The 24511-nt window shown below is 69.2% G+C and carries 22 protein-coding genes and 1 pseudogene; 15 read left to right on the top strand and 8 right to left on the bottom strand.

Annotation, left to right across the window (positions count from 1 at the left end):
- Window positions 1-79 precede the first annotated feature (79 nt).
- The 6 genes from phoB to AC07N1_RS01350 all read right to left on the bottom strand — a co-directional run bounded on the left by phoB (window position 80) and on the right by AC07N1_RS01350 (window position 6711).
- The gene (gene phoB, locus AC07N1_RS01325; protein ID WP_494670123.1) at window positions 80-772 is read right to left on the bottom strand and encodes a phosphate regulon transcriptional regulator PhoB; all 693 of its coding nucleotides are present in this window, start codon (window positions 770-772) and stop codon (window positions 80-82) included.
- A gap of 21 nt (window positions 773-793) precedes the next feature.
- On the bottom strand, window positions 794-1486 hold the full coding sequence (phoU, locus tag AC07N1_RS01330; protein WP_494670124.1) for a phosphate signaling complex protein PhoU: 693 nt from the start codon (window positions 1484-1486) through the stop codon (window positions 794-796).
- An 18-nt stretch (window positions 1487-1504) separates the two neighbouring features.
- The gene (pstB, locus tag AC07N1_RS01335; RefSeq protein WP_370444041.1) at window positions 1505-2347 is read right to left on the bottom strand and encodes a phosphate ABC transporter ATP-binding protein PstB; all 843 of its coding nucleotides are present in this window, start codon (window positions 2345-2347) and stop codon (window positions 1505-1507) included.
- Window positions 2348-2402: 55 nt separating this feature from the next.
- The gene (gene pstA / locus AC07N1_RS01340) at window positions 2403-3716 is read right to left on the bottom strand and encodes a phosphate ABC transporter permease PstA (protein ID WP_494670125.1); all 1314 of its coding nucleotides are present in this window, start codon (window positions 3714-3716) and stop codon (window positions 2403-2405) included.
- Complete coding sequence (pstC, locus tag AC07N1_RS01345; RefSeq protein WP_494670126.1) at window positions 3709-5151, bottom strand: phosphate ABC transporter permease subunit PstC; 1443 nt, start codon at window positions 5149-5151, stop codon at window positions 3709-3711. Before pstC ends, pstA begins: the two co-directional genes overlap by 8 nt.
- A 102-nt stretch (window positions 5152-5253) precedes the next feature.
- A complete protein-coding gene (locus AC07N1_RS01350) occupies window positions 5254-6711 on the bottom strand; it encodes a sensor histidine kinase (RefSeq protein WP_494670127.1) in 1458 nt (485 codons plus the stop codon).
- A gap of 242 nt (window positions 6712-6953) precedes the next feature.
- On the opposite strand from AC07N1_RS01350, the gene AC07N1_RS01355 reads away from it, so the two are divergent.
- The 12 genes from AC07N1_RS01355 to AC07N1_RS01410 all read left to right on the top strand — a co-directional run bounded on the left by AC07N1_RS01355 (window position 6954) and on the right by AC07N1_RS01410 (window position 20785).
- Window positions 6954-10190: an autotransporter domain-containing protein gene (locus tag AC07N1_RS01355; RefSeq protein ID WP_494670128.1), complete on the top strand. Its 3237-nt coding sequence runs from the start codon at window positions 6954-6956 to the stop codon at window positions 10188-10190.
- A 206-nt stretch (window positions 10191-10396) separates the two neighbouring features.
- Window positions 10397-11857 (top strand): OprO/OprP family phosphate-selective porin, encoded by a 1461-nt coding sequence (locus AC07N1_RS01360; RefSeq protein WP_494670129.1) that lies wholly within the window; start codon window positions 10397-10399, stop codon window positions 11855-11857.
- A gap of 268 nt (window positions 11858-12125) precedes the next feature.
- A complete protein-coding gene (locus AC07N1_RS01365; RefSeq protein WP_494670130.1) occupies window positions 12126-13166 on the top strand; it encodes a sulfate ABC transporter substrate-binding protein in 1041 nt (346 codons plus the stop codon).
- Window positions 13167-13283: 117 nt separating this feature from the next.
- On the top strand, window positions 13284-14330 hold the full coding sequence (locus AC07N1_RS01370) for a sulfate ABC transporter substrate-binding protein (RefSeq protein ID WP_494670131.1): 1047 nt from the start codon (window positions 13284-13286) through the stop codon (window positions 14328-14330).
- A gap of 172 nt (window positions 14331-14502) precedes the next feature.
- The gene (gene lovK / locus AC07N1_RS01375) at window positions 14503-15612 is read left to right on the top strand and encodes a photosensory histidine protein kinase LovK (protein WP_494670132.1); all 1110 of its coding nucleotides are present in this window, start codon (window positions 14503-14505) and stop codon (window positions 15610-15612) included.
- Between the two features lie 16 nt (window positions 15613-15628).
- Window positions 15629-16093, top strand: a complete 465-nt coding sequence (locus AC07N1_RS01380) for a response regulator (RefSeq protein WP_494670133.1) — start codon at window positions 15629-15631, stop codon at window positions 16091-16093.
- Entirely contained in the window at window positions 16093-16386 is a 294-nt protein-coding gene (locus AC07N1_RS01385; RefSeq protein WP_494670134.1) for a SemiSWEET family sugar transporter, read from the top strand. Before AC07N1_RS01380 ends, AC07N1_RS01385 begins: the two co-directional genes overlap by 1 nt.
- Window positions 16387-16445: 59 nt before the next feature.
- On the top strand, window positions 16446-17360 hold the full coding sequence (argB, locus tag AC07N1_RS01390; protein ID WP_494670135.1) for an acetylglutamate kinase: 915 nt from the start codon (window positions 16446-16448) through the stop codon (window positions 17358-17360).
- Window positions 17361-17496: 136 nt separating this feature from the next.
- A complete protein-coding gene (locus AC07N1_RS01395; RefSeq protein ID WP_494670136.1) occupies window positions 17497-18156 on the top strand; it encodes a pyrimidine 5'-nucleotidase in 660 nt (219 codons plus the stop codon).
- A gap of 1 nt (window position 18157) precedes the next feature.
- Window positions 18158-19003 carry a 2,3,4,5-tetrahydropyridine-2,6-dicarboxylate N-succinyltransferase gene (dapD, locus tag AC07N1_RS01400; protein ID WP_494670137.1) on the top strand — a complete coding sequence of 282 codons (846 nt, stop codon included), beginning with the start codon at window positions 18158-18160 and terminating at the stop codon, window positions 19001-19003.
- A gap of 20 nt (window positions 19004-19023) precedes the next feature.
- Entirely contained in the window at window positions 19024-20295 is a 1272-nt protein-coding gene (locus tag AC07N1_RS01405) for a leucine-rich repeat-containing protein kinase family protein (protein WP_494670138.1), read from the top strand.
- A 40-nt stretch (window positions 20296-20335) separates the two neighbouring features.
- Window positions 20336-20785 carry a DUF805 domain-containing protein gene (locus AC07N1_RS01410; RefSeq protein WP_494670324.1) on the top strand — a complete coding sequence of 150 codons (450 nt, stop codon included), beginning with the start codon at window positions 20336-20338 and terminating at the stop codon, window positions 20783-20785.
- A gap of 185 nt (window positions 20786-20970) precedes the next feature.
- On the opposite strand, the gene AC07N1_RS01415 is transcribed toward AC07N1_RS01410, so the two are convergent.
- Window positions 20971-21450: a cupin domain-containing protein gene (locus AC07N1_RS01415; RefSeq protein WP_494670139.1), complete on the bottom strand. Its 480-nt coding sequence runs from the start codon at window positions 21448-21450 to the stop codon at window positions 20971-20973.
- 64 nt (window positions 21451-21514) lie between these two features.
- Here AC07N1_RS01415 and dapE point away from each other — a divergent pair, with 64 nt between their 5' ends.
- Window positions 21515-22678 (top strand): succinyl-diaminopimelate desuccinylase, encoded by a 1164-nt coding sequence (gene dapE / locus AC07N1_RS01420; protein WP_494670140.1) that lies wholly within the window; start codon window positions 21515-21517, stop codon window positions 22676-22678.
- Between the two features lie 48 nt (window positions 22679-22726).
- Here dapE and AC07N1_RS01425 read toward each other — a convergent pair.
- Window positions 22727-22814, bottom strand: a pseudogene (locus AC07N1_RS01425) (hypothetical protein); the annotation flags it as partial.
- Between the two features lie 23 nt (window positions 22815-22837).
- Here AC07N1_RS01425 and AC07N1_RS01430 point away from each other — a divergent pair.
- A complete protein-coding gene (locus AC07N1_RS01430; RefSeq protein WP_494670141.1) occupies window positions 22838-23758 on the top strand; it encodes a glutaminase in 921 nt (306 codons plus the stop codon).
- A gap of 130 nt (window positions 23759-23888) precedes the next feature.
- The gene (locus tag AC07N1_RS01435; RefSeq protein WP_494670142.1) at window positions 23889-24230 is read left to right on the top strand and encodes an endonuclease domain-containing protein; all 342 of its coding nucleotides are present in this window, start codon (window positions 23889-23891) and stop codon (window positions 24228-24230) included.
- Window positions 24231-24511 lie beyond the last annotated feature (281 nt).

Below are 24511 nucleotides of genomic sequence, written 5' to 3' on the forward strand. Positions count from 1 at the left end.
CCCCCGGCTCGGCACAGGCCGGCGCTACCCCCTCCGGCCCTCTGGGCCACCTCCCCCAAAGGGGGAGGATCTTAGATTCTCAGGCCGCCTCGACGTCCAGCGAGTAGCCGGCCGAGCGGACGGTGCGGATCGGGTCGCTTTCGGCCGAGCCGTTGAGGGCCTTGCGCAGGCGGCCGATGTGGACGTCGACCGTGCGGGCCTCGACATAGACGTCCGAGCCCCAGACGGCGTCCAGCAGCTGTTCGCGGCTGAACACCCGGCCCGGGTGCTGCATCAGATAGTCGAGCAGGCGGAACTCGGTGGGGCCGAGATGGACTTCCTTGCCCTGGCGCTTCACGCGATGGGCCACCCGGTCGATGATGATGTCGCCGACCGTGATGCGGTCGTCGGCCAGGGCCGGACGGATCCGGCGCATCACCGCGCGGACGCGGGCGGTCAGCTCGACCATCGAGAACGGCTTGACCACGTAGTCGTCGGCGCCGGTGTCGAGCCCTCGAATCCGGTCGCTCTCTTCACCCCGGGCCGTCAGCATGATGATCGGCACGTTGCGGGTGTCGGTGCGGCCGCGCAGGCGGCGGCAGACCTCGATGCCCGAGACCTTGGGCAGCATCCAGTCGAGGATGACGAGGTCCGGCGCGCGCTCGCTGGCCAGGGTAAGGGCTTCCTCGCCATCGGCGGCCACCGCGACCTGGTAGCCTTCCTTGTCGAGATTATAGTGCAGGAGGGTGGCCAGGGCGTCCTCGTCCTCGACCACCAGAACGTACGGAGTCACGTCGACCGACCCTCCAGAAGCTTACTGAGCGATCACGTCGAGCTTGGGACGCTGGGAGATGATCTCCTCGCCCGTCAGCTCGAAGTGGATGTTTTCGGCGATGTTGGTGGCGTGATCGCCGATGCGCTCGAGGTTCTTGGCCACGAACAGCAGGTGGGTGCACGCGTTGATCGTACGCGGATCGCCCATCATGTAGGTCAGCAGTTCGCGGAAGATCGAGTTGTAGTGCTCGTCGACTTCCTCGTCGCTGCTCCAGACGCTGATGGCGCGCTGCACGTCCGAGGCCGTGTAGGCGTCGAGCACGTCCTTCAGGCGGCTCTGCACCAGGCGGCCCATGCGCTCGATCGAGCGGGTCAGGGCGCTCATCGGCTCGGCGTCGTTGAGGATCAGGGCGCGCTTGCCGATGTTCTTGGCGAGGTCCCCGCAGCGCTCGAGGTTCATCGAGATCTTCAGGGCGGCGACGGCGTGGCGCAGGTCCACGGCCATCGGCTGGCGAAGGGCGATCAGGCGGAAGGCCTTGCGCTCGATCTCGACCTGCAGGGTGTCGAGGCGCTCGTCGCGGCCGACCACGCTCTGGGCCAGGCCCGCGTCGCGACGGGCGATGCACTCGATGGCGTCGGCCACCTGGGCTTCGGCCAGGCCGCCCATGCGGGTGACTTCAGCCGTCAGGTGGCTGAGCTCTTCGCCGTAGGATTTGACGGTATGTTCGGTCATGTCCTCGTTCCCTTCCGCTTAGCCGAAGCGGCCGGTGATGTAGTCCTGGGTGCGGCTGTCGCGAGGATTGGTGAACATCTCCTCGGTCGGACCGCTCTCGACCAGCTTGCCGAGGTGGAAGAAGGCCGTCTTCTGCGAGACGCGGGCGGCCTGGGCCATCGAGTGGGTGACGATGACGATGCAGAACTGGCTGCGCAGCTCGTCGATCAGCTCCTCGATCTTGGCCGTGGCGATCGGGTCCAGCGCCGAGCAGGGCTCGTCCATCAGGATCACTTCGGGCGAGACGGCGATGGCGCGGGCGATGACCAGGCGCTGCTGCTGGCCGCCGGACAGGCCGGTGCCGGGCTGGTGCAGGCGGTCGGCCACTTCGTTCCAGAGGCCGGCCTTCTTGAGGCTGCTCTCGACGATGGCTTCCAGCTCGTCCTTGCGGGTGGCGATGCCGTGGATCTTGGGGCCGTAGGCGACGTTCTCGAAGATGGTCTTCGGGAAGGGGTTCGGCTTCTGGAACACCATGCCGACGCGCGAGCGCAGCACCACCGGGTCGACGCTCTTGGCGTTGACGTCGGCGCCGTCGATCTCGATCGCGCCCTGCACCCGGGCCGACGGGATGGTGTCGTTCATCCGGTTGATGCAGCGCAGGAAGGTCGACTTGCCGCAGCCCGACGGGCCGATGAAGGCGGTGACCGACTTGGCCGGGATGTCGAGGGCCACGTCGAACAGGGCCTGCTTGTCGCCGTAGAAGACGTTGACGTCGCGGGCGCGGATCTTGAAGTCGCGGGTCTCGACCACGCCGTGGCCTTGCGGCACGGCGGTGTGGATCACGGGGGCGGCGACGCCGCCATCACGGTTCTGGGTGGGCATGGCGTGTCCCTGGACGAGGGCGAGAGCGTTGGGGTTGGTGACGGTCATCTTGATCCTACCACCGGCGTTCGAAGCGGCGGCGCAGGATGACGGCCGCGGCGTTCATGACGATCATGAAGACGAGAAGCACGAGGATGGCGGCGGCGGTGCGCTCGTGGAAGGCGCGTTCCGACGCGTTCTCCCAGATGAACACCTGCACCGGCAGCACGGTCGAGGCGCCGGTGAAGCCTTCCGGCACGCCCGGCACGAACGAGACCATGCCGATCATCAGCAGAGGGGCCGTTTCGCCCAGGGCGTGGGCCAGCGACAGGATGGCGCCGGTCATCACGCCGGGCATGGCCAGCGGCAGCACGTGGTGGAACACGGTCTGGGCGCGGGAGGCGCCGACGCCGAGGGCGGCTTCGCGGATCGAGGGCGGCACGGCCTTCAGCGCCGAGCGGGTGGCGATGATCACGGTCGGCAGGGCCATCAGGGCCAGCACCAGGCCGCCGACCAGCGGCGAGGACCGCGGCACGTGCAGCCAGTTGATGAACAGGGCCAGGCCCAGCAGGCCGTAGACGATCGAGGGCACGGCCGCGAGGTTGTTGATGTTGACCTCGATGACGTCGGTCCAGCGGTTCTTCGGCGCGAACTCTTCCAGGTAGACGGCGGCCATGACGCCGACCGGCACCGAGATCAGGGCCGTGATGATCAGCATCAGGGCCGAGCCGACCACCGCGCCCAGCACGCCGGCCTGTTCGGGCTCGGTCGAGTCGGACTTGGTGAAGAAGGCGAAGTTGAAGCCGCCCTTGACGGTGCCGCTCTTCTCGAGCTGGTCCAGCCAGCCGAGCTGCTGGTTGTCGAGCTTGCGGTCCTCTTCGGCCGTCGCGCGCTTGATCTCGCCCTTATAGTAGAGGTCGGCGTCGGCCTTGACCGGGCCGGTGACCTCGATGGTCTTGCCGATCACCGAGGGGTCGGCCTTGATCTTGTCGAGCAGCTGGAAGCCGAGATCGCGCGAGACCAGGTCCATGACCTTGCCCGACGTCGTGCCCAGGTCGTCGTCCTGGATGTTCAGCTTCTTCATCACCGCCTCGGCGACGATGTAGTCGTAGTTGACCCCGTCGAGGGCGGTGCGGTCGATGCGGTCCGGGTTCAGGTAGACCGGCACGCTGATCGAGTGCGTCTCGAAGGTGGTGTAGCCCTGGGCGACGATGCGGCCCACGAGCACGACCAGGAAGATCATGGCCACCACGATGGCGGCGATGCCCTGGGCCTTGAACCACATTTCCGAGCGGTAGCGCTTCTTCACGCGCGCCTCGGCGGCGGAGAGCGTCGGGCGGGGACCCTGCTCGCGCGGGCCGGCGCCGGCGTTGATGGCGGCGTCAGTCATATTGTTCCCGATACTTCTGGACGATGCGCAGGGCGATGATGTTGAGCGCCAGGGTCACGACGAACAGCGTCAGGCCCAGGCCGAAGGCCGAGAGGGTCTTGGGGCTGTCGAACTCCTGGTCGCCGGTGAGCAGGGTGACGATCTGCACGGTCACGGTGGTGACGGTGTCGAGCGGGTTGGCGGTCAGCTTGGCCTGCAGGCCGGCCGCCATGGTCACGATCATGGTCTCGCCGACGGCGCGGGACACGGCCAGCAGCATGGCGGCCATGATGCCCGGGAGGGCGGCGGGAAGGATGACCTTCTTGACCGTCTCCGACTTGGTGGCGCCCATGGCGTAGCTGCCGTCGCGCAGGCTTTGCGGCACGGCGTTGATGATGTCGTCCGACAGCGAGGAGACGAACGGGATCAGCATGATCCCCATCACCACCCCGGCCACCAGGGCCATCTGGTTCTGCACCTGCATCAGGTACTGGGCGAGCCCGTCCAGCGGACCGCCGGCGATGCTCGCGCCGATGGCGTTGAAGCCGGCGCGGAACAGCGGACCCACGGTCAGGGCGGCGAAGAAGCCGTAGACGACGGTGGGCACGCCGGCCAGCACCTCGAGCAGCGGCTTGACCACCGAGCGGACGCGGCGATCGGCGTATTCCGAGAGGTAGATCGCCGAGTAGAGGCCGACCGGAGCGGCCACCATCATGGCGATCAGCATGATCAGGAAGGTGCCGGCGAAGAGCGGCACGGCCCCGAAGGCGCCCGACGAGGCCACCTGGTCGGCGCGCATGGCGATCTGCGGGCTCCACTCGGTGCCGAACAGGAACGACAGCGGGTTGACGCTCTGGAAGAAGCGCCAGCTTTCCCAGACCAGCGACAGCACGATGCCGAGCGTGGTCAGGACGGCGGCGACCGAGCAGGCGATCAGCAGGCCGGTGATCCAGCCCTCGACGCGGTTGCGGGCGCGGAATTCAAGGCCCACCCGCGGCAGCGCCAGCAGCACGCCGGCCAGGGCCAACAGGGCCGCCAGGGCGATCGTGCTGTAGCGGACGGTGGCGGTGATCCGGCGCGACTCGGCGATCTTGGCGTCCAGCGCCGTCTTCAGCTCGCCCTCGTAGACGACTTCCGACGGCGACTGCTTGGCCGCGATGGCGCGGGCGTCGCTGAAGAAGACGTCCTGGCGGTCGGGCGTCAGGGCCAAGACGGCCGCGGGACGCTCGGCCTGCAGGACCGTCTCCTCGACCCGGCCGCCGAACACGGCGCCGAGCAGCAGCAGGAGGGCGGCGGGCGCGGCGGCCCAGAGGGCGGCGTAGGCGCCGTAGTAATTGGGCAGCGAATGCAGGCGCACGGAGGCGCCGCCAGCGGCCTTGAGCGCCCGGCCGCGGCCGAGCAGGAAGGCCGCCAGCGCGAAAAGCGCCAGGGCGAAGAGCGAGAGCCAGGTCAGCATGCGTGAAGCGGTCTTGCGCGTGGGATGCGAGCACGACGCCCGTTGCGCCGCCCCGCCCGTGACCGATCTATGCCGGGCGGGCGACGACCTTATGCGACGTTTCTACGACAGTTTTACGACACCACCCGGAGCCGCCCCGTCTGCTGTGGCCAGGTCCTTCTCCGGCAAGGCTTTCGCCATTGGCAGGTAGACGCCGAAAGTCGCCCCCTCGCCCTGCACCGACTCCACGTGCAGGCCGCCCCGGTGGCGGTTGATGATGTGCTTGACGATGGCCAGGCCCAGACCCGTGCCCTGGCGCTCGCCGCTCTTCTGGCCCTCGACGCGGTAGAAGCGCTCGGTCAGGCGCGGCAGGTGCTCGCGGGCGATGCCCGGCCCCCGGTCGCTGACCCGCAGGCCGGCGTAGAGCAGCTCGGAGGCGGAATGGTCGGGCGTCAGCAGCGACAGGCGCGCGGCGGCCGGATCGCGCGGCGCGACCGCCGTCGCGGCGGTCAGGCCGGGGAAGATCTCGACCCGCACGACGCCCTCCCTGGGCGTGTACTTGATGGCGTTGTCGACCAGGTTCTGGATCACCTGGACAATCTGGTCGCGGTCGCCCTCGACCACCGCCGAGCCGCGCGGCGGCAGGATGGAGTCGAAGCTGACCTGCTTGTCGCGGGCCTGCGGGGCCAGGGCGTCGACGACGTCCTGGGCGGCCATGGCCAGGTCGACGCGGCCGGCCGGGGCGATGTGCTCGTTCAGCTCGATGCGCGACAGGCTCATCAGGTCGTCGATCAGGCGCGACATCCGCTCGGCCTGGGCCTGCATGATGCCGAGGAACTTGTCGCGGGCGCCCGGATCCTCCTTGGCGTGGCCGCGCAGGGTCTCGATGAAGCCCGACAGCGAGGCCAGCGGCGTGCGCAGCTCGTGGCTGGCGTTGGCCAGGAAGTCGGCGCGGGTGCGCTCGCTGCGGCGCACGTCGGTCTCGTCGCGCAGCACCAGCAGGGCCAGCTGCGAGCCATGGTCGTCGCGGCCCAGCGGCCGGGCGTGGGCGGTCCAGTCGCGGCCCTGCGAGCCGACGCCGGTCCATTCGACCGTGCGCTCGACCCCGCCGAACAGGCTCTCGTCGACCGCCTCCAGCACCTGGGGGCTGCGCACGGCGGTGACCAGCAGGGCGCTTTCCCGGATGCGGAAGCGCTCGCGGGCGGCGGCGTTGGCGAAGACGAAGCGGCGGCCGGTCAGGTCGTCGGCCTCTTCGGCGGCGATGACCATCAGCGGTTCGGGCAGGTTCTCGAGGATCACCGCGAAGGGCGGCGCGCGGTCGGCGGCGGCCGCGGCCGGGATCGTCGCCAGGGTCTCGCTCTCTATGAGGCGGCGCAGGCGGCGCAGCAGGAAGACCCCGCCCCCGCCCAGCAGCACCGCCGCCGGCAGGGCCACGCCCGGCTGGGCCGCGCCCAGGGCGGTCATGGCCACCAGCGCGACCGGGCCGCCGGCGACCGCGGTCCAGGCGCCCGCCCACGCGCCCGCCAAGGGGCCGCCCCAGCGTTCCGGCGCGACCGGAGAGGGGGGGGAGACGGTGGGCATGAGGGCGTCCGGGCTCCTGCTGGGAACGAGGGCCTCGATGGGCCCGACGGCGGGGACCAAGGCTCGTAGGCCAGTTTTGTGACGAAGCGATGATTCGTCGAAGCAGATATGGCGCCGCCCGATCTCATGGGATAGACGGGGAACCCCTAGATGCGTGTCGGGCGAGGCGTTCACCGCAATTTCGCCGCAACCTGACGCAATCTCGGGGGCAGAGGGTATTCTCCTTAGGGTGGTCGGTTCGTATGCAGCGCAAGGTCCTGGTCGCGACGGTCGCGGCCGCTCCTCTTATGGCCATGGCCTTGGCCGCGCAGGCCGAGACGGTGGTGAACACCGAGCGCACGACCCCGATCGCCACGGCATCGGCGGGAACGGGCGGCGCGGCCGACGATGTCAAGATCGACACGGCCGGCACGATCAAGCTGACGGCCTCCGGCGCGCTGGTGACGCTGAACAGCAACAATAAGGTCACCAACACCGGGACGCTGAGCGCCCAGGGCGTCAACGACTCCACCGGCATACTGATCAACGGCGGGCGGACCGGCACGGTCACCCAGACCGGCACGATCACGCTCGACGAGGACTACACCGCCACCGACACCGACTCGGATGGCGACGTCGACGGCGCCTTCGCCCTGGGCCAGAACCGCTACGGCATCCGCCTGGTCGGCCCCGGCGCCTTCACCGGCGACATCCTGGCCACCGGCGGCTCGATCACCATCGAGGGCAACAACTCGGCCGGCATCTCGCTGGAAAGCGCCCTGGTCGGCAACCTGACCAACGGCGGCTCGATCTCGGTGATCGGCAGCAATTCCTACGGCGTGCGGGTCGCCGCCCCGGTGACCGGCAAGGTCACGATCAACGGCGGCGTCAGCGCGGTCGGCCAGAACTCGGTCGGCGTGGCCATCGACGGCGACGTCACCGGCGCCTTCGTGGTGCAGGGCGGCGTCAGCGCCACCGGCTACCGCTACACCAGCCGCCCCACCGACAAGGCCGTGCGCGACAAGCTCGACGCCGACGACCTGCTGCAGGGCGGCTCGGCCGTCCGCGTGGCCGGCAACGTCACCGGCGGCGTGCTGCTCGACGTCCGCCCGGCCGACAACGACACCACCAAGACCGACGAAGACGGCGACGGCGTCGAGGATTCGGTCGAGGGCAGCAGCGCCCTGACCGTCTACGGCGGCGCCCCGGCCCTGCTGATCGGTTCGGACACCGGCGCGATCGCCATCGGCGCGGTCGGCACGGGCGACAACGCCTACGGCGTGATCGCCAAGGGCTCGATCCTGGCCAACGGCCTCTACGACAACGTGGCGGCCACCGGCGTCCAGCTGGGCGGCAACGCCGGCCAGGCGACCAACATCGCCGGCGGCTTCCGTTCGGACGCCGGGATCACCGTCCAGGCCTACGAGGCCAACAGCACCGGCATCCGGGTCACGGCGGGCGGCAACGCCGCGACGATCTGGAACAAGGGCACGATCAATTCCTACAGCGTCTCCGAAGGCCTGTTCGACGCCCGCGGCGTCGTCATCGAGGCCGGCGCCGGCACGACCACCCTGCGCAACGGCGGCGTGATCAACACGACCGTCGTCGGCGAAAAGGGCACGGCCTACGGCGTCATCGACTATTCGGGCGGCCTGACCACGATCGAGAACACCGGCTCGATCATCGCCTCGATCTCGCCGACCGACGACGACCTCGACACCGACGACAGCGACACCGACGCCACCAACGAGACCATCACCGGCAAGGCGGTGGCCATCGACGTCAGCCGCAACACCACCGGCGTCACCCTGACCCAGAACGGTATCAACGACGGCGACGACGGGGCCGACGGCGTGGCCGACACCGACACGGACGGCGACGGGGTCGACGACGCCGACGAGCCGGCCATCATCGGCGCCATCCGCTTCGGCTCGGGGAACGACACCTTCAACGTGCTGAACGGCACCGTTGTCGGCGACATCTCGTTCGGGGCCGGCGCCGACGTCTTCCGCATCGACGGCGGCGCGGCCGTCATCGGCTCGATCAGCGACAGCGACGGCCGGCTGGACGTCACCATCGGCAAGGGCTCGCTGGGTCTGACCAAGGCCGAGGCGATCAACATCACCAGCCTGAACCTGGGCGCCGAGAGCAAGCTGGTGTTCACCGCCGACCCGGCGACCTCGACCAACACCCGCCTGGTGGTGTCGGGCGCGGCCACGGTCGCCACCGGCGCGCAGTTGGGCCTGCGCCTGACCAGCCTGCTGAGCGCCCCGACCTCGTACACGGTGATCACCGCCGGTTCGCTGACCGCCGGCACCCTGGGCCAGAGCCTGCTCAACGACGCGCCCTACATGTACGTCGCCAGCAGCCGCGCCGACTCCAACAACGTCTATATCGACGTGCGCCGGCGCACGGCGGCCGAGATCGGCCTGGCCCGCTCGGGCGCCTCGGCCTACGACGCGATCTTCAACGCCTTCAGCGCCGACGCCAACGTGGCCAGCACCTTCCTGGGCATCAGCGACCGCGCCAGCTTCCTGCACAACTACAACCAGCTGCTGCCGGACCAGGGCGAGGGCATGTTCGCCACCGTCCAGACCGTCAACCAGCAGATCTCGCAGGCCACCGCGATCCGGCCCGATCCGGGCGACCGCTACGGGCCCGACAGCATCTGGGTCCAGGAGATCAACGCCCTGGTCCGTCGCGAGGACGGCCCGACCCTGGGCACCGACACCCAGGCCTTCGGCTTCGTGGCCGGCTACGAGGCCATGGGCGACGCGGGCGGCGCCCTGGGCGTGACCCTGGCCTACACCGCCCTGGAAGAACACGACACCGTCGCCCAGGTCGGCGAGCAGACCACCTCGTCGCTGGTGCAGGCGGGCGTCTACTGGCGCCGGTCGGTGGGCCCGTGGCGGTTCAACCTCGGCGGCGGCGTCGGCTACGGCTGGTTCGACAGCAACCGCGTCATCCTGCTGGACAACAACAAGGACGGCGTCTTCGAGGACAAGCGCAAGGCCAACAGCGACTGGGGCGCCCTGACCGCCAACGCCTTCGCCGGCACGGCCTACGAAGTGAAGTTCGGCCGCTTCTTCTCGCGTCCGGAAGCGCGCGTCGACTACACCTACCTGAACGAGGACAAGCACGAGGAAACCGGCGGCGGCCCGGTGCTGGACAACAAGATCGGCCAGCGCAAGTGGAGCAACCTCAGCGGCGACGTGGGCGTGGTCCTGGGCGCGGACCTGGGCCGCGACGTCTGGGTGCGCCCGGAAGTCCGCGTCGGCTACCGCAAGACCCTGGCCGGCAAGCTGGCCGACACCGTCGCCACCCTGAACGGCCAGAGCTACGTGCTGGAGCCGTTCGACGACAAGGACGGCGCCCTGACCCTGGGCTTCGCCCTGCGGGCCGGCACGGCGATGTCCTACGTGGCGCTGGAAGGCACGGCCGAAAGCACCAAGCGCCAGAAGCGCTACAACGTGAAGCTGACCGGCCGGACGATGTTCTGATCGACGTCCGCCCAGGTGGAATGCAGGAGGCCCCGCACAACGTGCGGGGCCTTTTTTCATAAGGACTTACCGCAGGTTTGGCGACAATCCGCCGCAGCCGTCGCAGCGCCGGCGGCGCGCCACGCTAAAGGTCCGTTTAAGGACTAATATTAAGGCTGTTCCCATCGATAACAGACGGCGGCCCTGATCGCCGTGAGGGGAAGACCTTGACCATCCATCGCTTCGCCCGGGGCGCCGCCGCCCTGGCCGGCGCCGCGACGCTCGTCGTCGCCGGCGGCGCTCACGCCCAAGTTCCGTCAAATGGGGCAGCTCCCGACCAACAGGCCCGCATCGAGGCCCTCGAAGCCCAGCTGGCGGCTCTTCAGAAGCAGATCGCCGAGATCAAGACCGCGACCGCCGCGGCCCCCAAGGCGGCCCCCGCCGCCGCGCCCGCCGCGACCGTCAGCATCGCCGGCGGCCGTCCGACCATCGCCTCGACCGACGGCGCCTTCAGCGCCACCCTGCACGGGGTGATGCAGCTCGACACCGCCCACTACTTCCAGGACAAGGGCCTGCCGGCGGTGATCGGCAACGGCCGCGACCTCAACAGCGGCAGCAACTTCCGCCGCGCGCGCCTGGGCATGGACGGCAAGGTCTTCAAGGCCTTCGACTACAGCGTGCTGCTCGACTTCGGCGGCGCCGGCACCGACGGCTCGGGCGTGCTGCAGGAGCTGTTCCTCCAGTACAACTACGCGCCCTTCAAGGTGCGCGTCGGCGCCTTCGCCCCGAACGTGGGCCTGGAGGACGCCGGCTCAACCAACGGCTCGCTGTTCGCCGAGCGCCCGGCGATCTCGGAACTGACCCGGGGCCTGGCCGCCGCCGACCGCCGCTACGCCCTGCAGGTGCAGACCAGCAGCGAGCGCTGGCTGCTCTCGGCCGCCGCCACCGGCGGCAAGACCGGCGACGCCCAGACCTTCGACGAACAGCAGGGCTATGTCGCCCGCGCCGCCTTCCTGCCGGTCAAGACCAAGGACTGGATCGTGCACACCGGCCTTGGCGCCGGCTACATCGTCACCCCGGCCCAGACCGCGGTCGGCGGCGCCTATCCGCTGACCCTGACCGAGCGTCCGGAACTGCGCGTCGACGGGACCACGCTGGTCACCACCGGCGCCATCGACGCCGACAACCTGCGCCACTTCAGCGCCGAACTGGCCGTGCAGCACAAGAACCTGCTGATCCAGAGCGAGTACTTCGATATCGTCCTGGACCGCCGCAACCCGGCGGCCGGCGTCAGCAATCCGAAGTTCGGCGGCTGGTACATTGAGGGCGGCTGGGTGCTGACCGGCGAGACCCGCCGCTACAACGGCTCGACCTTCGCCTTCGACGCCCCGTCGATCGCCAACCCCTTCGACCCGAAGGCCGGCAAGTGGGGCGCCTGGGAACTGGCGGCGCGCTATTCGGTGCTCGACCTGAACCACCATGAGACCGCCACGCTGGCGGCCGACCGGGTGCGCGGCGGCGAGCAGACGATCTGGACGGCCGGGGTGAACTGGTTCCCCAACTCGGTGACCAAGTTCTCGCTCGACTACCTGGACGTCGATATCGACCGCCTCGATCCGGCCGGCGGGACCGTGGCGCTGAGCCAGGGCTACCAGGCCGTCAACCTGCGCAGCCAGTTCGCGTTCTGACAGCTCACCCTCCAACTCCCGTCATTCCCGCCCTTGTGGCGGGAACCCCTGGGTCCGCTGACACGTGAGGAGCAAGCGGCGTGCTGAGCACGCCGCCCTATCCGCCCTTTCGGCTGACAGAGGGTTTCTCGCCACAAGGGCGAGAATGACGGGAAGAGGTGGGAGGGGCTGCTCCCCCGCCCCTTTCTGATCCCGTCTTCAGAAACATTCGCGCGTACAAGGGCAGCCAGATCGGCCAAGGTTTCGGCGTTATCCCAGAGGACGCCCGATGACCCTGTTCCGTCTCCCCTCCCGCCGGGACCTCGCGATCGGCGCCGGCGCCGCAGCGACGGCGGCCCCCTTCGGACACGCCCTCGCCCAGCCCGCCAAGGCGCCCAAGGTCGTGACGCTGCTGAACGTCAGCTACGACCCGACCCGGGAGCTGTACCAGGAGATCAATCCGGCCTTCGCCGCCTATTGGAAGCGTCGGGTCGGCCAGACGCTGGAGATCAGGCAGAGCCACGGCGGCTCGGGCAAGCAGGCCCGCTCGGTGATCGACGGACTGCAGGCCGACGTCGTCACGCTGGCCCTGGCGGACGACATCGACCAGATCGCCGCCCGAGGCCTGATCGCCAGGAACTGGCAGTCGCGCCTGCCCCGGAACTCGGCCCCCTACGCCTCGACGATCATCTTCCTGGTCCGCAAGGGCAACCCCAAGGGGATCAAGGACTGGGGCGACCTGGTCAAACCCGGCGTCGAGATCATCACCCCCAATCCCAAGACCGGCGGCGCGCCGCGCTGGGCCTATCTGGCCGCCTGGTCGTGGGCGCTGAAGCAGAAGGGCGGCGACGACGCCAAGGCACGCGCCTTCGTCCAGCAGCTCTATCGCCAGGTGCCGGTGCTCGACAGCGGGGCGCGCGGCTCGATGACCACCTTCGCCCAGCGGGGCGTCGGCGACGTGCTGCTGACCTGGGAGAACGAGGCCCACCTGGCCCGCGAGGAGTTCGGGGCCGACAGGTTCGAGATCGTCTATCCCTCGCGCTCGATCCTGGCCGAGCCGTCGGTGGCCGTGGTCGACAAGGTGGTGCAGCGGCGCGGCACGCGGCTGGTCGCCGAGGGCTATCTGAACTTCCTCTACAGCCCGCTGGCCCAGGACATCATCGGCAAGCACCACTACCGCCCGCGCGAGCCCAAGGCCGCGGCCAGGTACGCCGCCAAGTTCCCCGACATCCCGCTGGTGACCATCGACCGCGAGTTCGGCGGCTGGGCCAAGGCCCAGGCCCGCCACTTCGCCGACGGCGGCGTCTTCGACCAAATCTACCGGCCCTGAGAGTCTTCTTGGGCGTGAAGCCTACCTAGACAATAGGATATAGCGCCTTGCGTCAGGTTCGTGCGTTATCCCGCACGACACCGCCTCAGACATCACCCGAGACAGAGCGACAGAGCCATGAAAAACGCCTTGAAGTCTCCCACCCGGCGCGGCCTGCTGGGCGCGGCCGGCGGCGCCGCCGCCCTCGGGGGTTCGACCCTCACGGCCGGCCAGGCTTTCGCCCAGGCCAAGCCGCTGACCCTGCTGAACGTCAGCTACGACCCGACCCGCGAGCTCTACAAGGCGATCAACGTCGCCTATGCCGGCTACTGGAAGAAGAAGGTCGGCCAGACCCTGACCATCAACCAGAGCCACGGCGGCTCGGGCAAGCAGGCCCGCTCGGTGATCGACGGCCTGGAAGCCGACGTCGTCACCCTGGCCCTGGCCTATGACATCGACGAGATCTCGGACAAGGCCAAGCTGCTGCCGGCCAACTGGCAGTCGCGCCTGCCGCAGAACTCCACGCCCTACACCTCGACCATCGTGTTCCTGGTCCGCAAGGGCAACCCCAAGAAGATCAAGGACTGGGGCGACCTGGTGAAGCCGGGCGTCGAGGTCATCACGCCGAACCCGAAGACCTCGGGCGGGGCGCGCTGGAACTACCTGGCCGCCTGGGCCTGGGCGCTGAAGCAGAAGGGCGGCAACGCCGCCAAGGCCCAAGCCTACATCACCGACCTGTTCAAGCACGTGCCGGTGCTCGACACCGGCGCCCGCGGCGCCACCACCACCTTCACCCAGCGCGGCATCGGCGACGTGCTGCTGGCCTGGGAAAACGAGGCCTTCCTGGCGCTGGAAGAAATTCCGGGTCAGTTCGAGATCGTCGTGCCGTCGATCTCGATCCTGGCCGAACCGCCGGTGGCCGTGGTCGACAAGAACGTCGACCGCCACAAGACCCGCCTGGCGGCCGAGGGCTATCTGCGCTTCCTCTACAGCCCGCTGGCCCAGGACATCATCGCCCAGAACCACTACCGGCCGCGCGACGCCAAGGTGGCGGCCAAGTACGCCGCCAAGTACAAGAAGATCCCGCTGGTGACGATCGACAACACCTTCGGCGGCTGGCGCAAGGCCCAGGCCACGCACTTCGCCGACGGCGGCGTGTTCGACAAGATCTACCAGCCGAAGTGACGGCGCCGGACCCGCGAGGGTCTGGAAGCTTGACCTTTCCAAGGCGCGGCGGTCCCCATGGGCCGCCGCGTTTTGCGTTTTCCGCCTGAGCTTGGTCGGGAACCCGACCCTGCGAGCGGCGTTGAGGCGTGATGGGGCATACCAATAACAAAAGCCGGGGTCGGGCTCAGGAATGACGGATTATCTGAAGTCGCAACGGGCGGGCGACCAGCTCGCGGCCGAGCATGGCATCGACGACCCCTTCGCCGCGGCCATCCGCGCCACCCGGATGGCGATGATCGTTACCGACGCGACCCAGGCCGACAATCCGATCATCTTCGCCAACGACGCCTTCCTGCGGCTGACCGGCTATGCGCGCTCGGAGGTGATCGGCCGCAACTGCCGCTTCCTGCAGGGGCCCGACACCAATCCGGCCTCGATCGGCGAGCTGCGCGGGGCGATCGCCGACGGCGACGACATCGCCATGGACATCCTCAACTATCGCAAGGACGGCAGCAGCTTCTGGAACGCGCTGTACCTGAGCCCCGTGCGCAACAAGCAGGGCCAGATCATCTACTTCTTCGGCTCGCAGCTGGACGTCAGCGACAAGAAGCAGACCGAGCAGCACCTGCGCGAGACCCGCAGCGACCTGGAGCTGGCCGTCGAGGCCCGCACCCGCGAACTGACCCAGGCCCTGGAGCAGAAGACCGCGCTGCTGCACGAGGTCGACCACCGGGTGAAGAACAACCTGCAGCTCATCTCGTCCCTGCTGCTGCTGCAGAACCGCCGCGAGAAGGACCCGGCCCTCAAGCACAGCCTGCGCGGCATGCTGGAGCGGGTGAACGCCATCGCCACCGTCCACCGCCGGCTGTTCCAGAGCGAGGACGTCGAGCGCTTCGACGTCTCGGCCTTCGTGCGCGACCTGGTGTCGGACATGACCGGCTCGGCCAATCGCGAGGAGATCCGCGTGCGGCTGGACCTGGAGCGGGTGGACGTGGCCGCCTCGAAGGCCGCGCCCCTGGCCCTGGTGATCAGCGAACTGTTCTCCAACGCCCTGCGCCACGCCTTCCCCGACGGTCGCGCCGGCGAGATTTCGGTATCGATCACTCGCCAAAACGGCGACTTCCGGATCGAAATCACCGATGACGGCGTTGGAACAGCTGAAGGGACCCGGACTTCGGGCTTCGGACTGACCATCGTCCAGCTGCTGTGCCAGCAGCTGAAGGCGCGGTCCGAAACCACGGCGGCCGACCCCGGAACGCGTGTCGTCGTGCATCTGCCAGTCAACGGCGCGCACCACTGAGGACTGAGTTTTACCCATGGCCGGGCGTGCGTTGGATGTGTTGATCGTCGAGGACGAGGTCCTGCTGGCCACCGAGCTGGAGTTCCTCGCGCAGGAAGTGGGTTACCACTCCGTCGGCCTGGCCATGAGTTCGGACGAGGCCGTCGACCTGGCCAAGGCCCTGCATCCCGACCTCGCCCTCGTGGACGTGCACCTGCAGGACGGCCCGACCGGCGTCGAGGTGGTGCGCAGGATCCATGACGACTGCGGCTGCGTGGCCCTGTTCATGACCGCCAACGTCAAGCGCCTGCCCGACGACTTCGCCGGCGCCTGCGGGGTGATCGGCAAGCCCTATTCCGAGCACGGGGTGAAGACCGCCCTGGCCTATCTGGCCGTCTGCCTGGAGCAAGGCCAGGCGCCGGGCCTGCCGCCGGTGGGGCTGGAGCTGGCGCCGTCCTTCGCCGAGCGCTGGGGCCTGACCGAAATGCCGCGCTCGGCCTGATGGCCGCCTCGCCGCTCGCCGTCTTCGTCGGCACCGCAGCGGCCCTGCTGTCGATCACCAGCTTCGCCCCGCAGATCGTCAAGATCTGGAAGGAGAAGGACGCCTCGTCGGTGTCGCTGCGGACCTATGTGGTCACCGTGGCGGGCTTCTCGTGCTGGCTGGCCTATGGGCTGATGATCAAGGCCTGGCCGGTGGCGGCGTCGAACCTGGCGTGCCTTGCGATGTCGGCCGCCGTGCTCGCCTTGAAATGGCGCTACGGCCGGCAGGAGGACGGGAAAGACGTCAAAGGGTGACAGGGGGGGCGGGGTCCGCTATCGAGGCCCGCCTAATTTCGCGCACCAGGACCACCGCCTTGACCGAAGTCGCCGAGGAAGCTGGCTGGGCCACCGCCAAGACTCTGGCCGAAGCCCTGCCCTACATCCAGATCTACGACCGCGAGACGGTGGTGATCAAATACGGCGGCCACGCCATGGGCCAGGAAGAGGTGGCCAAGCTGTTCGCCGCCGACGCGGTGCTGCTGAAGCTGCTGGGCGTCCATCCGGTCGTGGTGCATGGCGGCGGTCCGCAGATCAGCCGCATGCTCGACAAGGCCGGCGTCAAGTCGACCTTCATCGACGGCCTGCGCGTCACCGACGAGGCGACGATGGAAGTGGCCGAGATGGTGCTGTCGGGCGCCATCAACAAGGAAATCGCCAACTGGATCACGCTCGCCGGCGCCGAGGCCGACGTGCGCGGCGTGGGCCTGTCGGGCAAGGACGCCCGCCTGATCACCGCCGAGAAGGTGACCCGGACCAAGAAGGATCCGGACAGCAACATCGAGCAGGTCGTCGACCTGGGCTTCGTGGGCGAGCCGACCAAGGTCGATCCGCACCTGATCCAGGCCCTGCTGAGCTCGGAAACCGACTACATCCCGGTGATCGCCCCGATCGGCGTGTCCGAACAGGGCGAGACCTTCAACATCAACGCCGACACCGTGGCTGGAGCGCTCGCGGGCGCCCTGAAGGCCAAGCGGATGCTGATGCTGACCGACATCAAGGGCGTGCTCGACGCCAATGGCGAGCTGATCCGCGAGATGACCCTGGACCAGGCCCGCCAGCTGATCGCCGACGGCGTGGCCACCGGCGGCATGATCCCCAAGCTCGAGAACGCCATCCACGCCGTGGAGAGCGGCGTCGAAGCCGTGGTCATCCTCGACGGCCGCCGCCCGCACGCCATGCTGGTCGAACTGTTCAGCGAACACGGCGCGGGCACGCTGATCTCGAAATGATCGTCGCGATCCTCCCCCCCTGGGGGAGGTGGCCCGCAGGGCCGGAGGGGGGCCGTTCTCAGCTTCCGCCGCGCCAAGGCCCCTCCCCCCTCCGTCCGCTGCGCGGACACCTCCCCCACGGGGGGAGGTTCCAGCTATGAGCGCCGACCTCACCCACGTCGACACCTGGCTGTTCGACCTCGACAACACCCTCTACCCGGCCGAGACCGAGTTCATGGGCCTGATCGAGGGCCGGATGACCGACTTCGTCGAGCGCTTCACGGGCCTGCCCCGCGAGGAAGCCCGGGCGCTGCAGAAGAAATACTACCTGGAGCACGGCACCACCCTGGCCGGGCTGATGACCTATCACGGCATGGACCCCGCCCAGTTCCTGGAGGAGGTGCATGACGTGTCGCTGGACAACCTGGTGCACGACCCGGCCCTGCACGCGGCGATCGACGCCCTGCCCGGCCGGCGGCTGGTGTTCACCAACGGCTCGCTGGGCCACGCCGAGCGGGTGCTGGGGCATCTGGGCCTGCGCGACCTGTTCAGCGAGATCTTCGCCATCGAGACGGCCGACTACATCCCCAAGCCGTCGCTGGCGACCTTCGACAAGATCACCAAGCTGCACGCCATCGATCCGCCGATGACCGCCTTCTTCGAGGACAGCGAGAAGAACCTCGTCCCGGCCGCGCGCATCGGCATGACCACCGTGCTGGTCGGCGCCCACGCGGCCGCCTCGACCTCAGAATACGTCCACCATCGCACCAACGACCTCGCCGGGTTCCTGAGCTCGGCGCGCCTGAAGGAAGCCTGACATGACCGCCCTGACCTTCGCCGATCTGCAGACCGAGATCGAAGCCGCCTGGGAGGCCCGCGACGGCGTCTCGACCGCCACCACCGGCCCGGTCCGCACCGCCGTGGAAGAGGCCCTGCTGCTGCTCGACAGCGGCAAGGCCCGCGTCTCGGAGAAGATCGACGGCGAGTGGACCACGCACCAGTGGCTGAAGAAGGCCGTGCTGCTGTCGTTCCGCCTGAACCCCAACACCGTCATGCGCGCCGGCACGCTGGGCGGCGGCGTCGGCCCGTGGTGGGACAAGGTTCCGAACAAGTTCGACGGCTGGGACGCCCCGCAGTTCGAGGCCGGCGGCTTCCGCGCCGTGCCGGGCGCCATCGTGCGTCGCGGCTCGCACGTGGCCAAGAACGTCATCCTGATGCCGTCGTTCGTGAACATCGGCGCCTTCGTCGACGAGGGCACCATGGTCGACACCTGGGTGACGGTCGGCTCGTGCGCCCAGATCGGCAAGCACGTCCACCTGTCGGGCGGCGTGGGCATCGGCGGCGTGCTGGAACCCCTGCAGGCCAACCCGACCGTGATCGAGGACAACTGCTTCATCGGCGCCCGTTCGGAAGTGGTGGAAGGCGTGATCGTCGGCGAGGGCAGCGTGCTTTCGATGGGCGTCTACCTGTCGGCCTCGACCAAGATCGTCGACCGCAAGACCGGCGAGATCCACATCGGCAAGGTGCCGCCTTACAGCGTCGTGGTGCCGGGCAGCCTGCCCGACAAGAACGGCGGCCCGAGCCTCTACTGCGCCGTGATCGTCAAGACGGTCGACGCCCAGACCCGCTCGAAGACCTCGATCAACGACCTGCTGCGCGACTGATCCGCGTGATGGGGGCGGCCGTGAACGACACACTGGCCGCCCTGCGCGCCGGCGACCTGGCCGGGGCGACGAGACTGGACCTCTCCGGCGCGGACCTTTCCGAGGTTCCGCCGGAGATCTTCGGCCTTTGCGAGACGCTGGAGGTGCTGGACATCGGCGCCACCCGGATTTCGGACCTTCCCCACGACTTTTCCCGCCTGAAGAAGCTGGAGGTGCTGTTCGCCTCCGGCGCGCCGTTCCGCCGGCTGCCCGAGGCTCTCGGCGACTGCCCGGCCCTGAGCCAGGTCGGCTTCCGGGGCTGCGGGATCGAGGAGATCCCCGCCGACGCGCTGTCGCCGGCCCTGCGCTGGCTGACCCTGACCGACAACCGCATCGCGGCCCTGCCCGAGGCCCTGGGCGAGCGCCCGGCGCTTCAGAAGGTCATGCTCGCCGGCAACCGGCTGTCGGCCCTGCCCGAAAGCCTGGCGGGGTCGCGGAGCCTGGAGCTGCTGCGCATCGCCGCCAACCGGTTCGAGGCCCTGCCCGGCTGGCTGGCCGACCTGCCGGCGCTGGCCTGGCTGGCCTGGGCGGGCAATCCGTTCGACACCGCCGTCCCTGATGCGGCCGTTCCGCCCGTCGCCTGGCGCGACCTGGCCATCGGCAAGGCCCTGGGCCGCGGCGCCTCGGGCGACGTGTTCGAGGCCGCGTGGGCCGGCCGCCCGACGGCGCTGAAGCTGTTCCGCGGGACCATGACCAGCGATGGCTTGCCCGAGCGCGAGATGGCCGCCTGCCTGGCCGCCGGCGCGCATCCGAACCTGACCGGCGCCCTGGGCCGCGTGGTCGGCCATCCGGACGGCGCCGAGGGCCTGCTGATGCCGCGGCTGCCGGACGGCTGGCGCGCCCTGGCCGGCCCGCCCAGCCGCGAAAGCTGCAGCCGCGACGTCTATGCGCCGGACCTGGGCCTTTCCATCGAGGTCGCCCGGCGTCTGGCGCGCGATGCGGCGGCGGGGGCCGCATGGCTGCACGCGCGGGGCATCAGCCACGGCGACCTCTACGGCCACAACCTGCTGTGGGACGGGACCGACGGCGCGGCGGTGCTCAGCGACTTCGGCGCCGCCTCGTTCCTGCCGGCCGGCGAGGAACGCCGCTGGTCGGCGCTGGATGTCCGCGCCTTCGGCCTGCTGCTGGGCGAAATCCTCGACCATGTCGACGGCGAGGTCCCGGCCGCCCTGCGCGCCCTGGAGGCCGCCTGCATGCAGCCGGACGGCGCGATGCGGCCGTCGATGGACGAGGCGCTCGCCGCCCTGTCCTGAACCCTTTCCGAATGGGGCGGATCAAGCTCTAGTGGCGGCCATGCCGAGCCTGGTCGAAAAGCTGAAGCCGTTCTTCTCGCTCAAGGGCCGGGCCGCCCGGCTGGAATACTGGCGGGTGCAGGTCGCCCAGATCGCCCTGGCCGCCGTGGTCATGAGCCTGGTGGTGATCGCCACCCGGATCGGCGGCTGGCTGGGGGCGCTGCCCTGCCTGCTGTTCGCGCCGATCCTGGCGGCCGGGGTCTGCGTGGCCGTGCGCCGGCTGCACGACCGGGGCAAGGCCGCCTGGTGGATCCTGATCTTCGCCGTCGGCCCCTACGCCCTGACCGCCCTGGCCGCCGGCCTCTACGAAGGCGGCGGCCCCACCGGCGCCGAACTCGCCTCACCCCTGCTCGGCCTGGCCGCCTTCGCCCTGTCGATCTGGGCCTGGGTGGAGCTGGGCTTCCTGCGCGGGACGAGGGGCGACAACCGGTACGGGGCGGAGCGGCGATAGGGAGCGCTCCCCTTTTCGCCCGTCATTCCCGCCCTTGTGGCGGGAAACCCTCTGTCAGCCGCAAGGGCGGCAGAGGCGGACTGCTGAGCAGTCCGCTTGAACTTCACGTGCGAGCGGAACCAGGGTTTCCCGCCACAAGGGCGGGAATGACGGGAGTTTGGGGGGGTGGCGGGAGAGCAACGCCCTCACCGCTTGCGCCCGCTCTCGACCTCGTACGGCGTTCCGTCGCGGTGCCTATACGTCTCCTCGCCCGGGCGGATGATCAGGTCGAGGTCGGGATAGTCGCAGCCGTCTTCGTCGGGCTTTCGCGAGCCCATTTCCAGCAGCACGGCGACCGCGTTCGAGCGGTTCTGGATCTGGTGGCCGTTGGGAACCCCGGCCTTGAAGCCCGCGCAGTCGCCGGCCCGCAGGATGGTCTCGCCGTCCTCCTCGACCAGCACGACCTCGCCCTCGACCACCCAGACGAACTCGTCTTCCGCCGTGTGCCAGTGGCGCTGGCTGGACCAGGTTCCGGGCTCGAGCCTCATCAGATTGACGCCGAACTGGGTGAGGCCGACGGCGTCGCCCAGCTTCCAGCGCTGGCGGGCCTTGCAGGGCGCGTCGAACGGCGGCGGATAGGCCGTGCCGTGGCGGGTGGGGGCCTGGTCGATATCGATCTTGGGCATGGTCGGCCTTGGCAAGTTCGTGCGCGGTTTGCGTCCCGCCGAAGGGAAGCCTAAAGCCTGCACCATGACCAGTCCCGCGCCCGTTTCCGTCAGCATCGACGCCGTCGAGCTGGCCCAAGCCCTGATCCGCCGCCCCTCCGTCACGCCCGCCGACGAGGGCGCGATGGACGTGCTGCAGCGCCAGCTGGAAGCGCTGGGCTTCGATTGCCGGCGCATGAAGTTCGGCGAGATCGAGAACCTCTACGCCAGGCGCGGCGCGGCGCGGCCCAACCTCTGCTTCGCCGGCCACACCGACGTGGTGCCGGTGGGCGACGACGCGGCCTGGACGGCCGGGCCGTTCGAGGCAGAGATCAAGGACGGGGTGCTGTACGGCCGCGGCGCGGTCGACATGAAGTCGGCGATCGCCGCCTTCGTCGCGGCGGTGGCCAATACGGACGAGGTTCCCGGCTCGATCAGCTTCCTGATCACCGGCGACGAGGAGGGCGTGGCCGAGGACGGCACGGTCAAGGTGGTCCAGGCCCTTGCGGCCGAGGGCGAGATCATCGACCACTGCATCGTCGGCGAGCCCACCTCGGCCAGCCTGCTGGGCGACATGGTCAAGATCGGCCGGCGCGGCAGCATCAACGCCTGGATCGCCGTCGATGGCCGCCAGGGCCACGTGGCCTATCCGCACCGGGCGGCCAACCCGATCCCGGTGCTGGTCGATATCCTCAGCCGCCTGCAGAGCCGGGTGCTGGACGAGGGCTATACTGGCTTCCAGCCGTCGAACCTGGAGATCACCACGGTCGACGTCGGCAACCCGGCGACGAACGTCATTCCGGCCTCGGCGAAGGCCCGGATCAACATCCGCTTCAACCCGGCCCACAAGGGCAAGGACCTGGCCGCCTGGATCGAGCACGAGTGCCGCGAGGCGGCCGAGGGCTTTTCGGGCCGGGTCGAGGCGCTGTGCAAGATCAGCGGCGAGGCCTTCTTGACCCAGCCGGGCGCCTTCACCGACGTGATCGTCGGCGCCGTGGGCGACGCCACCGGCCGCGTGCCGGAACTGTCGACCACCGGCGGCACCAGCGACGCCCGCTTCATCCGCGCCATCTGCCCGGTGGTGGAGTTCGGCCTGGTGGGCTCGACCATGCACCAGGTGGACGAGCGCGTGCCGGTCGAGGAGGTGCGCCAGCTGGCGGTGGCCTACACCGCGCTGATCCGGCGGTATTTCGAGGCGTTTTCGGGGTAGGTTTTCGCGCTCGAAAAGGTCGTCATCCCGGAAAGCCCGAAGGGCTTATCCGGGACCCAGGGGCCAAGCGCAGTGCGGCCGCCCCTGGGTCCCGGCTCTCCGCTGCGCTGCGGCCGGGATGACGAGCAAGGGGGCGCTGATGGAGGGGACGACGGCGCGATGAACGAGCTCTCCATCGACGAAGTCCTCGCCGAGGTCGCCGTGCTGGTGAAGCCGCACTTCGGCAAGGGGCGGGTGCCCGACTACATCCCGCAGCTGGCCACCGTGCCGGGGACGAAGTTCGGCATGGCCGTGCGCACGGTCGACGGCGGCGAGCACGTGATCGGCGACGCCGACGAGGGCTTCTCGGTGCAGAGCATCACCAAGGTGCTGAGCCTGGGTCTGGCCTTGAACCGTATCGGCGACGAGGTGTGGGTGCGGGTCGGCAAGGAGCCGTCGGGCACGCCGTTCAACCACCTGTCGCAGCTGGAGTCCGAGGGCGGCTTCCCGCGCAACCCGTTCATCAACGCCGGCGCCCTGGCCGTGACCGACATCCTGCTCGACAAGGTGAAGGACCCGGCCGCCCTGGTGCGCGGCTTCGCGGGGTTCCTGAGCGACAGCCCGGTCGAGATCGACGAGGCGGTGGCGGCATCCGAGCTGGCCAACGCCTGGCAGAACCGGGCGATCGCCAACCTGATGCGCGGCAAGGAGACGATCACCCACGACCCCGAGGCCGTGGTCGCCGCCTATTGCCGCCAGTGCGCCCTGACCCTGAGCTGCCGGCAGCTGGCCCGGGCCTTCCTGCCGCTGGCGGCGGGCGGCTTCTCGCCGGTGGTCGAGGAGACGATCTTCGCCGAGCGCCTGACCCGGCGGCTCAATTCCCTGCTGCTGACCTGCGGCATCTACGACAGCGTCGGCAGCTTCGCGTACCGCGTCGGCCTGCCCGCCAAGAGCGGCGTCGGCGGCGGCATCGTGGCGGTCGTGCCCGGCAAGGCGACGGTGGCGGTGTGGTCGCCGGAGCTGGACCGGTTCGGGACCTCGGTGGTGGGCGCGGCGGCGCTGGAGGCGTTCGCGCAGCTGACGAACTGCTCGGTGCTTTAAAAAACCCTCTCTCTTTGAGAGAGGGAGGGGCCCACGCCGCAGGCGTGGGAGGGTGAGAGGTTTCACCCTTGGCGGTAAAATCTCGATTCCTTCCGTTGCGTATCCCCGTGGGCGGTGACCGGCTTTCGCCATGGACACCACCGCCAACGCCCGCCGTCTTCGCCAGAACCAGACCCTGGCCGAGAAAACGCTCTGGCAGCTCGTGCGCAACCGCCGGCTGGGCGGTTTCAGGTTCCTGCGACAGGCCCCGATAGACCGCTACTTCGCCGATTTCGTCTGCGAGGCCGGCAAATTGATCGTCGAACTTGACGGCGTCGTCCACGAAGGACGCGAAGACTACGATGAACACCGCACGCGGGTGCTGGAGCTGTTCGGCTACATGGTCCTGAGGCTTCCCAACGAACGGGTGCTAACCGATCCTGGCGGAGCCTGCGAAGATATCCTTGCCGTGCTGCAAACCGGCCGACGGTGAAACCTCTCACCCTCCCACGCCTGCGGCGCGGGCCCCTCCCTCTCTCGAAGAGAGAGGGGGCTTTATTGTCTGTTTGACCCAGATCAAGGCGAAGCTCGCGCGGGCCGTGCAACGTCCGGGCGACCTCCAACGGAGCCCGCCATGTCGCTCGGTCAGATCGCCTATCTCGGTTTCGTGCTCGCCGGTTTCGGCGTGTTCATCCTGGCCTTGGGTACGGTCTGGATCGCCGAGCGCATGTCGGATCGCAAGCCGGACTGACCTCCCCACCGGAAGCCCCTTCC

The sequence above is a fragment of the Caulobacter sp. GW821-FHT09B11 genome (genome assembly GCF_059418205.1).

What these genes read in the sequence shown, in the direction of transcription:
- phoU (WP_494670124.1), bottom strand. Translation starts at nt 1,486, where the DNA reads ATGACCGAACATACCGTCAAATCCTACGGCGAAGAGCTCAGCCACCTG.
- pstB (WP_370444041.1), bottom strand. Translation starts at nt 2,347, where the DNA reads ATGCCCACCCAGAACCGTGATGGCGGCGTCGCCGCCCCCGTGATCCAC.
- pstA (WP_494670125.1), bottom strand. Translation starts at nt 3,716, where the DNA reads ATGACTGACGCCGCCATCAACGCCGGCGCCGGCCCGCGCGAGCAGGGT.
- pstC (WP_494670126.1), bottom strand. Translation starts at nt 5,151, where the DNA reads ATGCTGACCTGGCTCTCGCTCTTCGCCCTGGCGCTTTTCGCGCTGGCG.
- AC07N1_RS01350 (WP_494670127.1), bottom strand. Translation starts at nt 6,711, where the DNA reads ATGCCCACCGTCTCCCCCCCCTCTCCGGTCGCGCCGGAACGCTGGGGC.
- AC07N1_RS01355 (WP_494670128.1), top strand. Translation starts at nt 6,954, where the DNA reads ATGCAGCGCAAGGTCCTGGTCGCGACGGTCGCGGCCGCTCCTCTTATG.
- AC07N1_RS01365 (WP_494670130.1), top strand. Translation starts at nt 12,126, where the DNA reads ATGACCCTGTTCCGTCTCCCCTCCCGCCGGGACCTCGCGATCGGCGCC.
- AC07N1_RS01370 (WP_494670131.1), top strand. Translation starts at nt 13,284, where the DNA reads ATGAAAAACGCCTTGAAGTCTCCCACCCGGCGCGGCCTGCTGGGCGCG.
- lovK (WP_494670132.1), top strand. Translation starts at nt 14,503, where the DNA reads ATGACGGATTATCTGAAGTCGCAACGGGCGGGCGACCAGCTCGCGGCC.
- AC07N1_RS01380 (WP_494670133.1), top strand. Translation starts at nt 15,629, where the DNA reads ATGGCCGGGCGTGCGTTGGATGTGTTGATCGTCGAGGACGAGGTCCTG.
- AC07N1_RS01385 (WP_494670134.1), top strand. Translation starts at nt 16,093, where the DNA reads ATGGCCGCCTCGCCGCTCGCCGTCTTCGTCGGCACCGCAGCGGCCCTG.
- AC07N1_RS01395 (WP_494670136.1), top strand. Translation starts at nt 17,497, where the DNA reads ATGAGCGCCGACCTCACCCACGTCGACACCTGGCTGTTCGACCTCGAC.
- dapD (WP_494670137.1), top strand. Translation starts at nt 18,158, where the DNA reads ATGACCGCCCTGACCTTCGCCGATCTGCAGACCGAGATCGAAGCCGCC.
- AC07N1_RS01410 (WP_494670324.1), top strand. Translation starts at nt 20,336, where the DNA reads ATGCCGAGCCTGGTCGAAAAGCTGAAGCCGTTCTTCTCGCTCAAGGGC.
- AC07N1_RS01415 (WP_494670139.1), bottom strand. Translation starts at nt 21,450, where the DNA reads ATGCCCAAGATCGATATCGACCAGGCCCCCACCCGCCACGGCACGGCC.
- dapE (WP_494670140.1), top strand. Translation starts at nt 21,515, where the DNA reads ATGACCAGTCCCGCGCCCGTTTCCGTCAGCATCGACGCCGTCGAGCTG.
- AC07N1_RS01430 (WP_494670141.1), top strand. Translation starts at nt 22,838, where the DNA reads ATGAACGAGCTCTCCATCGACGAAGTCCTCGCCGAGGTCGCCGTGCTG.
- AC07N1_RS01435 (WP_494670142.1), top strand. Translation starts at nt 23,889, where the DNA reads ATGGACACCACCGCCAACGCCCGCCGTCTTCGCCAGAACCAGACCCTG.